Here is a 13,551-nt window from a genome sequence, read left to right on the forward strand (position 1 = left end):
TCCTGCGATCGCGGCAGCACGTCGATCCGGCTCACAGGCGGAACACCCCGAAGTTCATGGCGCCCTCGATCGGCTGGTTGTCGATGACGGACAGGCAGATGCCGAGCACGGAGCGGGTGTCGCGCGGGTCGATGACCCCGTCGTCGTAGACCATCCCGGACAGGACGTAGGGCAGCGACTGCTCCTCGATCTGGCCCTCGACCATCTCCTTGATGCCCTTGAAGCCCTCGGCGTCGAAGACCTCGCCCTTCTTCTCCGCGGACTCGCGGGCGACGATCTCGAGCACGCCGGCGAGCTGGGCGGGGCCCATCACCGAGGACTTCGCCGACGGCCAGGTGAAGAGGAAGCGCGGGTCGTAGGCGCGGCCGTTCATGCCGTAGTTGCCGGCGCCGTAGGACGCACCCATGATCACCGTCAGGTGCGGCACGGAGGAGTTGGAGACCGCGTTGATCATCATCGCGCCGTGCTTGATGATCCCGCCCTGCTCGTACTCCGCCCCGACCATGTAGCCGGTGGTGTTGTGCAGGAAGAGCAGCGGCGTGTCCTTCTGGTTCGCCAGCTGGATGAACTGCGCCGCCTTCTGCGCCTCCTCGCTCATCAGCACACCGCGCGCGTTCGCGAGGATGCCGATCGGGTGGCCGTGCAGCTTCGCCCAGCCCACGCACAATGCGGAGCCGTAGAGCGGCTTGAACTCGTCGAAGGGCACCTCGTTGTCCGGCCCGGTGCCGTCGACGATGCGCAGGATCGCCTCGCGCGGGTCGAAGGGCTCCTTCAGGTCGACCGGGATGAGGTCGAGCAGGTCCTCGGGGTCGAGGTCGGGCTCGGCGTACGTCGGCGCGGGGACCTCGCCCTTCTTGCGCCAGTTGAGCCGGGCGACGGTGCGCCGGGCCAGGCGGATCGCGTCGCGCTCGTCGACGGCCAGGAAGTCCGAGGAACCGGAGACCCGCGAGTGCATCTCGGCGCCGCCGAGCGTCTCGTCGTCGGACTCCTCGCCGGTGGCCATCTTGACCAGCGGCGGGCCGGCGAGGAAGACCTTCGCCTGCTCCTTGACCATGATCACGTAGTCGCTCATGCCGGGGATGTAGGCGCCGCCGGCGGTGGAGTTGCCGAAGACGACCGAGATCGTCGGCAGCTTCTGCGCGCTGGCCCGGGTGAGGTCGCGGAAGGCGCGCCCGCCGGGGATGAAGATCTCCTTCTGCGTCGGCAGGTCGGCGCCGCCGGACTCGGTGAGGTTGATCGTCGGCAGGCCGTTCTTCTCCGCGATCTCGCCAGCGCGGAAGGACTTCTTCAGCGACCACGGGTTGAGTGCGCCGCCCTTCACCGTCGGGTCGTTGGCGATGATCATGCACTCGACGCCCTCGACGACGCCGATGCCGGTGACCAGCGAGGCGCCGACGGCGAAGTCGCTGCCCCAGCCGGCGAGCGGCATCAGCTCCAGGAAGGCGGAGCCCTCGTCGACGAGCAGCTCGATCCGCTCGCGGGCGGTGAGCTTGCCGCGCTCGCGGTGCCGGGCGACGTACTTCCCGCCGGCCTCGACGGCCCTGGCCTGCTCCTCGTGGAGGGCCGCGATCTTCTGCTCCATCGCGGCCCGGCGGGCCTGCTCGGGCGTTTGCTCGGGCGCCTGCTCCGACGCCGCGGTCTCGGCGGTCATGCCGCGCTCCCCTCCTCGAGCACCGACTTCATCCTCTCCAGGGTCGTGCGCATGCCGCGCTCGTTCGTCCGCCCGCGCAGCCGGCCCAGCACCAGCCAGTAGCCGCGGATCCACCAGGACGGGGTGAGCCGGAAGTACTCGGTCACGCGGGTGCCGCCGTTCTCGGTGGCCATCCGGTAGCCCCAGGTGTTGACCGGCTTGTCGTCGAGGCCGACGCCGAACTCGAAGACCTCGTTCTCGACGCACCGCGTCACCGTGCACGGCGTCCAGTACGTCGGCCCGACGCCGTTGCGCTTCACGTGGCCCTTGAAGCGGGCACCCGCCTCCGGTCCGGTGGCCCCGTGCGTCCAGCGGGCCTCGAAGGTCTCGGGCGAGAACTCGCCGATCCGGGTGACGTCGCTGACCAGCGCCCAGACCTCCTCGACCGGCGCCTTGACGTGGACCGTGACCTCGCCGCCGAGCGGCTTCAGCAGGCCCATCAGCTGTAGCCCAGCAGCCGGGCGGCGAGGTCGGTGAGGACCTCCGTGGCACCGCCGCCGATCGGGAGCAGCCGGACGTCGCGGTAGTGGCGCTCGACCTCGGACTCGCGCATGTAGCCCATCCCGCCGTGCAGCTGGACGGCCTGGTCGGCCACCCACACGGCTGTGTCGACGGCGGTCTGCTTGGCCAGGCACGCCTCGGCGACGACGTCCTCGCCGGCGACGTAGCGCCGCGCGACCTCGAGGGTGTAGCTGCGGGCGACGGCCACCTGGCGGTGCATCTCGGCCAGCTTGGCGCGCACGACCTGGTTCTTCGTCAGCGGCTTGCCGAAGGTCTCGCGGTCCCGGCAGTACTGCGCCGAGAGGTGCAGGCAGCGCATCGCGTGGCCGTAGCCCATGAGCGCCAGCCAGATCCGCTCGGTGACGAACTGCTCGGCGATGTAGTAGAAGCCGTGGTTCTCCTGGCCGACGAGGTTGCCGACCGGGACCCGCACGTCCTCGAAGGTGAGCTCACCGGTGTCGGAGGCGAGCCAGCCCATCTTGTCGAGCTTGCGGGACACGGTGAAGCCCGGTGTCCCCTTGGGCACGACGATCAGCGAGATGCCGTGGGCGCCCTCCTCGCCGGTGCGGCAGGCGGTGGTGACGAAGTCGCCGCGCACGGAGGAGGTGATGAACATCTTCGCGCCGTTGATGACCCAGTGGTCACCGTCGCGCACCGCACGCGTGGTGATGCCGGCGACGTCGGAACCGGTGCCGGGCTCGGTGATGCCGAGCGAGCCGATCATGTCGCCGGACAGCACGGGCCGCACGTAGGTGTCGACGAGCTCCGGCGACCCGTTGCGGATGATGTGCGGGATCGCGATGCCGTGGGTGAACGCACTGGCCATGGCGCCGCCCGACCAGCCGGCCTCCATGAAGCCCTCCTGCATCGCGCAGATGTCGAGCAGGTCGCCGCCGTCGCCGCCGACCTCCTCGGGCACGCCCACGGCGAGCAGGCCGGCGTGGGCGAGCTTCTTCTGCAGCTCCCGCGGCAGCTCTCCGTCGCGTTCCCACTGGTCGATGTGCGGGGTCACCTCGCGCTTGGTGAACTCGATGGCGCTGCGCTTGAGCGCGAGCTGCTCCTCGGTCCAGCCGTGGTCGAACGTGCTCACTGGATCAGGTCCTCCTGGATGTGGACGATGCGACTGCGGACCCACTCGCCCAGGCCCTTGGCCTGCGGGTCGAAGCGGGTGGACGCGGCGACGCCGTCGCCGAGCAGCCCGCGGATCACCACGTTGACCGCGCCGAGGTTCGGCAGCACGTAGACGTCGACGTCGAGGTCCTTCGCCTCGGGCACGAGCTCGCGCACCTTGCGGTCCTTGACCACCTTCGCGAGCCACTGCACGCGGGCCTCGTACTTCGGGGAGCCGTCGTTCTTCACCCACAGGCCGAGGTTCGCGTCGCCGCCCTTGTCGCCGGAGCGGGCGTGCACGAAGGTGCCGAGCGGCATCCGGCGGGTGATCGTGTCCAGCGGTGCGGGGTACGGCGAGGGCCGCTTCCCCAGCTCCGGGTCCAGCTCGGCCGGGTCGACGAACTCGGTCGGGTCGGCGATCACCTCGCGGGTGCCGTCGTGGTGGACCACGGTGTGCTGCACGACGCTGCGGTCGACGTACTCCGGGCGGTAGATGCCGAAGGGTGACGGCTTCTGCGGCGGCGTGGTCATCGTGAAGCCCGGGTAGGACGCCAGGGCGAGCTCGACGGCCGGGCCGGTGAACGCCTTGCCGAGCGGGCCGGCCTCCGGGTCCTTGCCGATGCAGCGCAGGATCACCGAGGCACCTTCCTCGGTGTCGGCGTCGCCGCTGCGCGCGGGCGTCTGGGTCCAGGTGACCTCGGCGGCCGTCAGCTGCGGGTCGAGCTGGCTGCGCAGCCACTCGGCCTTCGCGTCGATGTCGAGGCCGGTGAGCACGAACTCCACCTGGTTGCGGTAGCCGCCGAGCACGTTGACCGCGACCTTGAGCTGCTCCGGGGGCGGGGCGCCGGCGACGCCGCTGATCTCCACCCGGTCCGGGCCGGCCTGGCGCAGCCGGATCGAGTCGAGGCGGGTGGTGACGTCGGGGTTGAGGTAGCGCGTGGTCTGCACCTCGTAGAGCAGCTGCGCAGTGACCGTGTCGACGGTGACGGCGCCGCCGGTGCCCTCGTGCTTGGTGATGATGCTGCTGCCGTCGGCCGCGACCTCGGCGATCGGGAACCCGAGCGGCTGCGACATCGGCGCGCCGTCGCGGAACAGGTCGGTGAAGCCGGAGAAGTTGCCGCCGGTGGCCTGCGTGCCGCACTCGATGACGTGGCCGGCGACGACGGCGCCCGCGAGGGCGTCGTGGTCGGTGGGCGTCCAGCCGTGGTGGGCGATCGCGGGACCGACCACGACGCTGGCGTCGGTGACCCGTCCGGTGACGACCACGTCGGCACCCCGGGTGAGGGCGGAGGCGATGCCGAAGGCGCCGAGGTAGGCGTTGGCGGTGAGCGCCCCCTCGAACAGGTTCGCGCCACGCAGGTCGTCGCCCTCGACGTGGGCGACCTTCACCTCGACCCCCAGCCGGGTGGCGAGCTCGCGGACCTTGCTGGCGAGGCCGGCCGGGTTGAGGCCGCCGGCGTTGCTGACGATCTTCACGCCCTTGTCGACCGCGGTGCCGAGGGTGGTCTCGAGCTGCTTGAGGAAGGTGCGCGCGTAGCCGAGGTCGGCGTCCCGCAGCGTGTCCATGCCCAGGATCAGCATGGTCAGCTCGGCGAGGTAGTCGCCGGTGATGATGTCGACGTCGCCGCCCTCGAGCTGCTCCTGCAGCGCCGAGAGGCGGTCGCCGTAGAAGCCGCTGCAGTTGGCGATCCGGATCGCGCCCGTCGTCATGACCGCTGCTCCCTCCCGCCGCCGGCGGGTCCGGCGAACGCCTGCGCGATGGTCAGCCAGGTCTCGGCGTCGTCGCCGACCGCGACCAGGTCGGTGTCGTTGCGGTGGATGCGCTGGGTCACCAGCTGGCAGAAGTCGTACGCCGACCCGGTCACCCGCTGCGCCGCGTCCTCCGGTCCCCAGGTCCAGGTCGCGCCACCCGGCGCGACGAGCTCGACGCGGAACTCCTCGCCCGGCGGCTGCAGGCCGTTGTTGGCGTAGGCGAAGTTCCGCGTGCGCACGCCGATGTGCGCGACGTGCCGGATCCGGTCGCTGACCTCCGGCCGCTGGCCGAGGGCGTCGTGCACGTCGAGGGAGTGGGCCCAGGTCTCCATGTAGCGCGCGGTGGCCATCGACGTCGCCGACATCGGCGGGCCGAACCACGGCATCTTCGTGCCCTCGGGCAACGCACGCAGGGCGGCGACCAGGCCGGCGCGGGCGGTGTCCCAGCGGCCGAGCAGCTCGGCCGGAGGGAGTGCGGCGAGCTCGTGGGCGGCGGTGTCGACGAAGCCCTCCGGGTCCGCGATCGCACCCAGGACGACCTCGTCCCAGGCCTCCTTGCCCTCCGGTGTGTGGGCGTTCGCCGCCAGCGTGGCCGCCTCGTCCGTCCAGGCCAGGTGGGCGACCTGGGTGGCCACCGTCCAGCCCGCTGCCGGGGTGTCCCGGTCCCACGCGTCGGCCGCCACCACGGCGGCGCGCAGCTGGTCGCTCTCGGTGGTGAGGTCCGCCAGCACCTCGTCGAGGACGCTCATCGTGTCTCCTTCTCCGCGGGTCGGGGTGCGAGCCTGCGGGCCCCGAGGCCGAGGGCGGCGTCGAGGGTGCGCGCCCACTCGCTGAGGATCCGGCGCCGACGACGGGCATCGTCACCGAGCGTGTTGGCCAGGCCCAGGCCGCGCACCAGGTCGAGGGTGGCCTGGATCAGCTCCCGGACGCCGGGCTGCGACTCGTCGGCGCCGAGCAGCTCCACGGTCAGCCGGTGCGTCTCCCGCCCCACCTTCTGCTCCAGCGGCGCGACCGCCTCCTGGAGCGCGGGGTCGGTGCGCGCCGCGACCCACAGCTCGAGCGCGGCGGTGAACACCGGCGAGGCGAAGTGGTCGCCCAGCATCTGCACCACGGCCTCGGTGCGGTCGCTGCCCTCCGGCAGCCGCTGCACGGCCGCCTCCAGGTCCGACCCGCGGATCTCCGTCAGGTGCGCGACCGCGGCGACGACCAGGTCGTTCTTCGTCGGGAAGTGGTGCAGCTGCGCGCCGCGGCTGACGCCCGCGCGCTCGGAGACCAGCGTGGTCGTCGTACCGCCGAAGCCGCGCTCGACGAGCAGCTCGACCGTCGCCTCCATCAGCCGGTGGCGCATGGCGCGGGTGCGCTCCTCCTGCGGCACGCGGGTGGCGGTGGACATGGCGCCAAGCATGGGGGCGAAAGTAACAAACAGTCAAGCCTGACTTTAATTGCGTCAGACTGCGCCAGCGCGTCTCCGCTCCGGCCACGGCAGCAAGGGGTGCGTACGATCGGTGGCGTGGACAGGGACGAGCACCGGCACACAGCGCGGGTGGCCGCGGTCGTCGGCGCCCTGATCGTCTCTCTCGTCACGACGCTCTCGACGTCGCTGCTGGCCACCGACGCCCCGCTGACCGCCGGGGTGCTCGTGCTCGCGGCGGCGGCGGTCGCCGCCCTGGTGGGGACGACGGCCGGTGGCCTGCTCGGCACGCCACCCGCGGCGTGGCCGGGTGCCCGCCAGCCGGTGCCGGCACTGGCGTCGCGGGTCGCGGACCCGGTCCGGCACCCGGTCCGGCCGCGCGCTCCCGGGACGGTCGCGGCCCGCTGACCTGAGCGACCCCGAGGTCGCCGGCGGGCCTGCCGACCCCACCCGTCGACCGACCCGTCCTGGAGCCGTCATGTCCCTGCTCGACCCGTTGTCCCACGCCCTCGCGGGCGTCGTCGCGACCACCCACTCCGTCGTCACCAGCCTCGGTGGCGACCCCGACGCCGCCGGCACCTGGCTGCTCGCGATCGCCGGCGTCGTCGTCCTCGTCCGCCTCGCGCTGCTGCCCCTCGTGGTCCGCGGCGTGCGCCAGGCCCACGCCACCGCCCGTGCCCGGCCGCACCTGAAACAGCTCACCGAGCAGTACCGCGAGCGCCTCGAGCGCAGGGACCCCGACGCCGTACGCGCCTTCGTGGAGGAGCGCCGGCGGGTCGGGGCCGAGCACGGGGTGTCCCGCCTCGGCTGCCTGCCGACGTTGGCGCTGGTGCCGATCTGGATGGCGCTCTACCACCTGCTCGCCCGGGTTGCCGACGGCACCGCGGTGGGCGCCCTCACGCCTGCGCTGGTCGCGTCCTTCGGCTCGGCGAGCCTGCTCGGCGTCCCCCTCGCCGCGCACGGGTACGACGGCAGCGGGCTGCACGTCGCCGTGGTCGCCGGACTCGCCGGCGCGGCCGCGGTGATCAGCTTCGTCACCCAGCGCTTCCTCGTCGCCCCCACCACCCCCACCGACGGGATGCCGGAGGCGATGCTGACCGCGCAGCGGGTCACCCCGGTGCTGTCGGCCGGGGGCCTGCTGCTCGCCGGCGGTGTCGTCCCCGTGGCCCTGCTCGCCTACTGGGTCCTCAGCGGCCTGTGGACCTGCGGCCAGGCGGCCGTGGTGTGGCGGTGGTTCCCCACGCCCGGCTCCGCTGCGGCAGCGCGCCGCGCCGCGGTGGGGGGTTTCACCACCTAGGTGGTGAAACTACGGGACTGGACACACGAAACTTGCAGATCCGACCCTGATTTCGTGTGCCAGGCCGGGGTTAGCGTGGCCCATGGCCATCCAACGACGTACCTTCCTGCAGTCCGTCGGCGCGGGCGTCGCCCTCGGCGGGCCGTTCGCCGGCTTCGTGAACCGGGCACCGGGGGCCGCCGCGGCACCGGCGTTCCGCGACCTCCGCCCGGTGCCCGACCTGCGCGACGGCGTGGTCCGGCTGCACCTGCCGGCGGACTTCCAGTACCGCTCCTTCCACGACACCACCACGCCGGTCGTGCTCGACGACGGCACGGTGCTGCCCGGCCGCCACGACGGCATGGGCACCTTCCCCGGCCCCGGCGGGCGCACCCGCCTGGTGCGCAACCACGAGATCAACAACCCCGCGCCGGCGTTCAGCTCCGCGGCGCCGGTCTACGACCCGATGGCCGGCGGCGGCACGACCAACGTCGAGGTCGACGGGACCGGCGTCGTCGCCGCGTCGTGGGCGAGCCTGGTCGGCACGCAGATGAACTGCTCCGGCGGGCAGATGCCGTGGGGCTCGTGGATCACCTGCGAGGAGACCGTCAACGGCCCCGACGTCGGCCCGGACTTCACGGGGGCGTCGAACGTGCCGCTCACGAAGCCGCACGGGTTCGTGTTCGAGGTGCCGGCCGACGGGACCGCCAGCGGGGAGCCGATCCGCTCGGCCGGGCGCTTCGCCCACGAGGCGGTGGCGTGGGACCCGGTCGGCGGCGCGCTCTACCTGACCGAGGACAACTTCGTGTTCCCGTCCGGCTTCTACCGCTACCTCCCGCCGTCGGACCCGATGGAGGTCGGCCGGCTGGAGGACGGCGGCCGGCTGCAGATGCTGCGGGTCGTGGGGCAGGCGCGGGCGGACCTCGGCGCCAGGCAGCGGCAGCGGGCGACGTACCGGGTCGACTGGGTCGACATCGAAGACCCCGCGCCGTCCTTCCCCTACACGCCGGGCGAGGTCGCCCCGACGAGCAACGACACGGCGATCCAGCACGTCTCCCGGCAGGGTCTCGAGCAGGGCGCTGCGCGCTTCTCCCGCCTCGAGGGCTGCGCGTACGACGACGGTGTCGTCTACTTCTGCTCGACCCAGGGCGGCGGGGTTCCCGAGGGCGGGCCGAACCCGGTCGACGACGGCTGGGGCACCGGCTTCGGCCAGATCTGGGCGTACCGGATCGCCGACCAGGTGCTGCAGCTGCTCTACCAGTCGCCCGGCCGCGACGTGCTCGACTTCCCCGACAACGTCACCACCAGCGCCCGCGGGACGCTCGTCGTCTGCGAGGACCACGACCAGGACAACTACCTGCGCGGCCTGACCCGCGGCGGCCAGATCTTCGACATTGCGCTGAACCGGATGGAGGGCCGCACCGGCGACGAGTTCGCCGGCACGACCTTCTCACCCGACCACCAGACGCTCTTCGTGAACATCCAGGCCAGCCGCGGCATGACCTTCGCGATCTGGGGGCCGTGGCACCGGATCCGCGTCTGAGGGCCGCGGCCCGACCCGTCAGTCGATGCGTGCGGTCAGCGGCAGCCGGCCGCGGGCGCACGCACCGACGGCGAGGGCGGTGAGCAGCGGCAGCCCGACGACCACCAGCCCGACCAGGGTCCACGGCACCTCGAGCAGGGTGGTGCCGGTCACCGGGTCCTTGGTGATCGGCTGGCTGATCGCCACGCCGGGGATGAAGCCGACCGGCGCCCCGAGCAGGGCACCGACGCCTCCGACCACCAGCGCGTACGACGCGGCGACGCCCCGCCTCGTGCGCGGGCGGGCCCCGACCGCCGCCATGGTGGCCAGGTCCGGCTTCGCGTCGGAGAGGGCGAGGAAGGTCGCGGTCAGCGTCCCGCCGAGCATCAGGATGCCGCCGAGGGCGGCGAGGACGGCCTGGATGATCCGCACCTCGTCGGGCGTGCGGTAGCCGCGCTCGACGTAGAAGTACGGATCACCGGGCAGCGCCGCCAGGGCCTCGGCGACGTCCTTCTCGGTCTCGTCGCTGATCGGCGCTGCCAGCAGCGTGCCGACCACGGCCGTGGGCAGCCCGAGGTCCTCGACCACCGGCGGGGAGAACACCGCGAGCACGGTCGCCGTGCCGGAGACCTCCAGGAGCACCGTCGGCGCCTCGGCGGTGGCGGCCAGCTCCGGCTCGGGGAGGTCGTCGGACCAGCGCCGCACGTCGACGGCGACCGGGTCCCCGTCGAGCTGCGGCAGCGTGTAGCTTCCCTCGCTGGCGTGCGGGTCCTGCAGCAGCACCAGGCCGCCCTCGGCCAGCACCGCGTCGGCCCGCTCCCGTGCGGCGGGAGCGATGTCGACGAAGTCGGGCACGGTCTCCCCGACGGCGTACGGCGAGCCGAGGCCGCTCCAGTAGGAGAGCCACAGCGCCTCCTCGCCCTGCCGGAACTCCAGCTCCATCTCCTCGGTGTCGGTCGACAGCCTGAGGCCGGTGATGGCCTCGACCTGGTCATCGAGGCCGGCCTTGCGCAGGACGGCGTCGACGGCAGCGGGGTCGGTGTCCGGGTTCGACAGCGACACGGAGCCGTGCCCGTCGCGCAGAAGTGGTGTGTACTCGGCCTCGTTCGCGGCCTCCTGGCTGCTGACGGCGATGCCGAGGGCGACCACGCCCGCGACGGTCGCGCCGACGGCGGCGACGGCGGGCACGGTGCGTGTGCGGTGCCGGGCCGCGTCGCGGGCGGCGAAGCGCAGCGCGAGGGGCAGCCGCGCGGCCAGCCGGGCCACGACCGCGACGACGACCGGGACGACGAGGATCATGCCGACGACCGCGACCAGCGCGGACCCGGCGATGAGGACGGCACCGACCTCCTGGCCGGCGACCGCCCCGGTGGCTGCGCCGGCGACCCCGGCGCCGAGGAGGACCACGCCCAGGATCGGCGACCTCGTCGACGGCCGGCCCTCGCCGCGGCGGCCGGCCACGACGTCCTGCCGCGAGGCGGCGAACGCCGGCNGCCCCCCGCCCCCCCCCCGCGGCGCGCCCCGCCGAGGACGGCCACGACGTCCTGCCGCGAGGCGGCGAACGCCGGCACGACGGCGGCCAGCAGCGCGGACAGGAAGCCGAACACGGCCACCACGCCCAGCAGCGGCCAGGGCACCTCGAACGGACCGAACACGGTGCTGTTGAAGCGCTGGGCGACCGGCACGGCCAGGGCCCCGGCGCCGATTCCGAGCACGACGCCGACCACGCCGCCGACCAGGCCCACGACGACGCCGGACGCGAGGACGGTGCGGCGCGCCTGGCGCGGCGTTCCTCCTGCGGCGGCCACCAGGGCCAGCGCGTGCGCCTGCGCCTTGGCGCGGACAGCGAAGGCGGGGCCGGCGAGCAGCACGACCTCGAGCAGCACCATCACCACGACCAGCGCGAGCACGGTGATCGTCAGCTCGTCGGGGCCGGAGTCGAGGAGCAGCGAGGACACCGGGCTGCCGCCGGAGGTCAGCACGGAGTCGGGCGGCGGGTCCGTCAGGACGTGCCGGGACGCGACCGCGACCCCGATCCGGTTGAGCGCCACGACGTCGTCCCAGGTGACGGGGCCGCCGCCCAGCAGCCACTCGTGCTCGTGCGTCGCGGATCCGCCGAACGTGCCCGGCTGCCCGGCGGCGAACGGGTAGCCCCGGGAGACCGCGCTCTCCGCGATGCCGACGACCTCGAGCTCGACCTCCTGCTCGCCGTCCGCCGTCTTGTGGAGGACGGTGAGGGTCTCGCCCAAGCCGGGTCCGCGGTCGGCCGCGGCCCGGTTGACGACGACCTCGCCGGGCCCGGGCGGGAAGGTGCCCTCGACCGGGCGGACCAGGCCGGCGGCCAGCGGGCTGTCGAGGTCGGTGGTGAGCACCTCCATGTCCGCCACCCCGGCATCGGTGCGGAACGTGCGCGACTCGCGCAGGAGGGGTACGGCGGGACGGTCGGCGCCGGCCACGGCCAGCACCTCGTCGAGGGTGGCCGGCTTCCGGGTCCCCTCGCCCACCCAGCCCTGGGCGACGTCGGGGTCGAAGTGCTGCTCGACCATCGGGCCCTCGTGCGCCACCAGCCACGCGTCGGCCGCGCCCATCCGTCGCTCGATGCTCTCCACGCCGGAGACGTCCTGGGTGCGCCACACCACCGCGGCCGCGGTCACGGCGACCACGGGCAGGCAGATCAGCAGCAGCATCAGTGCGGTCTGCCCCTTGCGGCGCCACGCCTCGCGTCGCGCCAGGCGCAGCGCGACCTGCCACCCGCCCCTCGTCGTACCCATCAGCGGGCCGCGGGCTCGGTGAGCAGGTCGACCGACGCCGTGCCGGTCTCGTCGACCACGACACCGTCGCGCAGGAAGACCACGCGGTCCGCCCACGCGGCGTGGCGCGCCTCGTGGGTGACCAGGACCCCGGCGGCGCCCGCGTCGCAGCGGGCACGCAGCAGCCGGAGGATCTCCTCGCCGGTCTCGGTGTCGAGGGCACCGGTCGGCTCGTCGGCGAGGATCAGCTTGCTGTCGAGGGCGCTCGTCGGCTCGTGGCGAGGATCAGCCGCCGCTCGCCGACGACCGCGCGGGCGATCGCGACGCGCTGCTGCTGGCCGCCGGACATGTCGTCGGGGAACCGGTCGGCGAGCTCGCCGATGCCGACCTCCTCCAGGGCGGCGCGCGCTTCCTGACGAGCGGTGCGGGCCGGGACGCCGTCGAGCTCGCGCGGCAGGGCGACGTTCTCCGCCGCGGTGAGCGCCGGGATGAGGTTGAAGCCCTGGAAGACGTAGCCGATCGACGTCCGGCGCATCCGGGCGCGGGCGTCGAGGCCGAGGCCGGTGAGGTCGGTGCCCTCGACGACGACCGCGCCGGAGGTCGGCTGGTCCAGGCCGCCGGCGATGGTCAGCAGGGTCGACTTGCCGGAACCGGAGGGGCCCATGACGGCCACCAGCTCGCCGGCGTACGCCGCGAACGAGATGCCGCGCAGCGCCTCCACCTGGGTGGCGCCGGTGCCGTGCACCCGACGGACGTCGGTGAGACGGAGGACGGGGTCGGTCATCGCTGGGGCTCCTTGACGGTGCGGTCGGTGCGCGTGCGGGCGGCGGTGCGCGGGTCGGGGCGGCCGCGGCGCAGCCGGTCGTGCGCGTCGGCCAGCCAGCGGCGCTCGGCCCGCGCGAGGCGGCGGGCCTGGTCGAGCGGGGTCACCGGGCGCGGCCCTCGGTGGACGGTGCCGGGGCCGCCGAGGCGTCGTCGGTCGGGCGCGGGCCGCGTCGGTCCAGCTCGACCGCGGCCCGGCGCAGCCGCGCCTCGCAGTGGTCGAGCCAGCGGATCTCCGCCTCGGCGGCGAAGACGAGCGAGTCGAGCACCAGGCTCCACGCGAGGTCGCTCGGCTCGGCCGCGGTCGCGCCGGCGGCCTGCCGCTTGAGCCGGGTGTAGTCCTGCAGCGCCTTCATCGTCGCGCCGCGCTGCTGCTGGATGACGGTGCCGACGTCGACCCCCGGCACGGTCACGGCCAGGGCCAGCTTGATCGCCAGCTCGTCGCGCGGGGGCTGGGTGCGGGCGACCGGGGTGGTGAACCAGGTCGCGACCTCGGTCCGGCCGGCGTCGGTGATCCGGTAGATCACGTGCCCCTCGGCGTCCTCCCCCTGCGCCGCCGCGAGGCCGTCGCGCTCGAGCCGGGTCAGCGTCGTGTAGACCTGCCCGACGTTCAGCGGCCAGGTCGTGCCGGTGCGCTGCTCGAACTCGGCGCGCAGCTGGTAGCCGTACATCGGCTGCTGCTCCAGCAGCGCGAGCAGTGCGTGCTTGACGGACATC

At 73.5% G+C, this 13,551-nt stretch carries 13 protein-coding genes and 1 pseudogene; 3 read left to right on the forward strand and 11 right to left on the reverse strand.

Annotated elements, in window-relative coordinates; translation table 11 throughout:
* Positions 1 to 31: 31 nt before the first annotated feature.
* The 6 genes from L615_RS10595 to L615_RS10620 are packed head-to-tail and all read right to left on the reverse strand — an operon-like array spanning position 32 to position 6,446.
* On the reverse strand, positions 32 to 1,651 hold the full coding sequence (locus L615_RS10595; RefSeq protein WP_145725045.1) for an acyl-CoA carboxylase subunit beta: 1,620 nt from the start codon (positions 1,649 to 1,651) through the stop codon (positions 32 to 34).
* On the reverse strand, positions 1,648 to 2,130 hold the full coding sequence (locus tag L615_RS10600) for an SRPBCC family protein (RefSeq protein ID WP_145725046.1): 483 nt from the start codon (positions 2,128 to 2,130) through the stop codon (positions 1,648 to 1,650). The genes L615_RS10595 and L615_RS10600 overlap by 4 nt, the downstream gene beginning before the upstream one ends.
* Positions 2,130 to 3,281 carry an acyl-CoA dehydrogenase family protein gene (locus L615_RS10605; RefSeq protein ID WP_028655036.1) on the reverse strand — a complete coding sequence of 384 codons (1,152 nt, stop codon included), beginning with the start codon at positions 3,279 to 3,281 and terminating at the stop codon, positions 2,130 to 2,132. Before L615_RS10605 ends, L615_RS10600 begins: the two co-directional genes overlap by 1 nt.
* A complete protein-coding gene (locus tag L615_RS10610) occupies positions 3,278 to 5,011 on the reverse strand; it encodes an acyclic terpene utilization AtuA family protein (protein ID WP_145725047.1) in 1,734 nt (577 codons plus the stop codon). Before L615_RS10610 ends, L615_RS10605 begins: the two co-directional genes overlap by 4 nt.
* Positions 5,008 to 5,802 (reverse strand): TIGR03084 family metal-binding protein, encoded by a 795-nt coding sequence (locus tag L615_RS10615; RefSeq protein WP_145725048.1) that lies wholly within the window; start codon positions 5,800 to 5,802, stop codon positions 5,008 to 5,010. Before L615_RS10615 ends, L615_RS10610 begins: the two co-directional genes overlap by 4 nt.
* A complete protein-coding gene (locus L615_RS10620) occupies positions 5,799 to 6,446 on the reverse strand; it encodes a TetR/AcrR family transcriptional regulator (protein ID WP_145725049.1) in 648 nt (215 codons plus the stop codon). The genes L615_RS10615 and L615_RS10620 overlap by 4 nt, the downstream gene beginning before the upstream one ends.
* Positions 6,447 to 6,563: 117 nt before the next feature.
* On the opposite strand from L615_RS10620, the gene L615_RS10625 reads away from it, so the two are divergent.
* The 3 genes from L615_RS10625 to L615_RS10635 all read left to right on the forward strand — a co-directional run bounded on the left by L615_RS10625 (position 6,564) and on the right by L615_RS10635 (position 9,283).
* Positions 6,564 to 6,872, forward strand: a complete 309-nt coding sequence (locus tag L615_RS10625; protein WP_145725050.1) for a hypothetical protein — start codon at positions 6,564 to 6,566, stop codon at positions 6,870 to 6,872.
* A 70-nt stretch (positions 6,873 to 6,942) separates the two neighbouring features.
* Positions 6,943 to 7,761, forward strand: coding sequence for a membrane protein insertase YidC (gene yidC, locus L615_RS10630; protein WP_145725051.1), 819 nt, complete (start codon positions 6,943 to 6,945; stop codon positions 7,759 to 7,761).
* Positions 7,762 to 7,843: 82 nt separating this feature from the next.
* Complete coding sequence (locus L615_RS10635) at positions 7,844 to 9,283, forward strand: PhoX family phosphatase (RefSeq protein ID WP_028655041.1); 1,440 nt, start codon at positions 7,844 to 7,846, stop codon at positions 9,281 to 9,283.
* 18 nt (positions 9,284 to 9,301) lie between these two features.
* Here L615_RS10635 and L615_RS10640 read toward each other — a convergent pair whose 3' ends face one another.
* The 5 genes and pseudogenes from L615_RS10640 to L615_RS10655 all read right to left on the reverse strand — a co-directional run bounded on the left by L615_RS10640 (position 9,302) and on the right by L615_RS10655 (position 13,550).
* The gene (locus L615_RS10640) at positions 9,302 to 10,669 is read right to left on the reverse strand and encodes an FtsX-like permease family protein (protein WP_145725052.1); all 1,368 of its coding nucleotides are present in this window, start codon (positions 10,667 to 10,669) and stop codon (positions 9,302 to 9,304) included.
* Positions 10,558 to 12,033, reverse strand: a complete 1,476-nt coding sequence (locus L615_RS24740; protein ID WP_145725053.1) for an FtsX-like permease family protein — start codon at positions 12,031 to 12,033, stop codon at positions 10,558 to 10,560. Before L615_RS24740 ends, L615_RS10640 begins: the two co-directional genes overlap by 112 nt.
* Positions 12,033 to 12,796, reverse strand: a pseudogene (locus tag L615_RS10650) (ABC transporter ATP-binding protein). Before L615_RS10650 ends, L615_RS24740 begins: the two are co-directional and overlap by 1 nt.
* Positions 12,793 to 12,942 carry a hypothetical protein gene (locus L615_RS23265; RefSeq protein WP_157514824.1) on the reverse strand — a complete coding sequence of 50 codons (150 nt, stop codon included), beginning with the start codon at positions 12,940 to 12,942 and terminating at the stop codon, positions 12,793 to 12,795. Before L615_RS23265 ends, L615_RS10650 begins: the two are co-directional and overlap by 4 nt.
* Positions 12,939 to 13,550: a PadR family transcriptional regulator gene (locus tag L615_RS10655; RefSeq protein WP_028655044.1), complete on the reverse strand. Its 612-nt coding sequence runs from the start codon at positions 13,548 to 13,550 to the stop codon at positions 12,939 to 12,941. Before L615_RS10655 ends, L615_RS23265 begins: the two co-directional genes overlap by 4 nt.
* Position 13,551 lies beyond the last annotated feature (1 nt).

Origin of the sequence: Nocardioides sp. J9 (assembly GCF_007829375.1) — a bacterium.
GTDB lineage: Bacteria > Actinomycetota > Actinomycetes > Propionibacteriales > Nocardioidaceae > Nocardioides.

Coding starts and splice junctions, on each gene's coding strand:
- L615_RS10595 (WP_145725045.1), bottom strand. CDS start 1,651: ATGACCGCCGAGACCGCGGCGTCGGAGCAGGCGCCCGAGCAAACGCCC.
- L615_RS10600 (WP_145725046.1), bottom strand. CDS start 2,130: ATGGGCCTGCTGAAGCCGCTCGGCGGCGAGGTCACGGTCCACGTCAAG.
- L615_RS10610 (WP_145725047.1), bottom strand. CDS start 5,011: ATGACGACGGGCGCGATCCGGATCGCCAACTGCAGCGGCTTCTACGGC.
- L615_RS10615 (WP_145725048.1), bottom strand. CDS start 5,802: ATGAGCGTCCTCGACGAGGTGCTGGCGGACCTCACCACCGAGAGCGAC.
- L615_RS10620 (WP_145725049.1), bottom strand. CDS start 6,446: ATGTCCACCGCCACCCGCGTGCCGCAGGAGGAGCGCACCCGCGCCATG.
- yidC (WP_145725051.1), top strand. CDS start 6,943: ATGTCCCTGCTCGACCCGTTGTCCCACGCCCTCGCGGGCGTCGTCGCG.
- L615_RS10635 (WP_028655041.1), top strand. CDS start 7,844: ATGGCCATCCAACGACGTACCTTCCTGCAGTCCGTCGGCGCGGGCGTC.
- L615_RS10655 (WP_028655044.1), bottom strand. CDS start 13,550: ATGTCCGTCAAGCACGCACTGCTCGCGCTGCTGGAGCAGCAGCCGATG.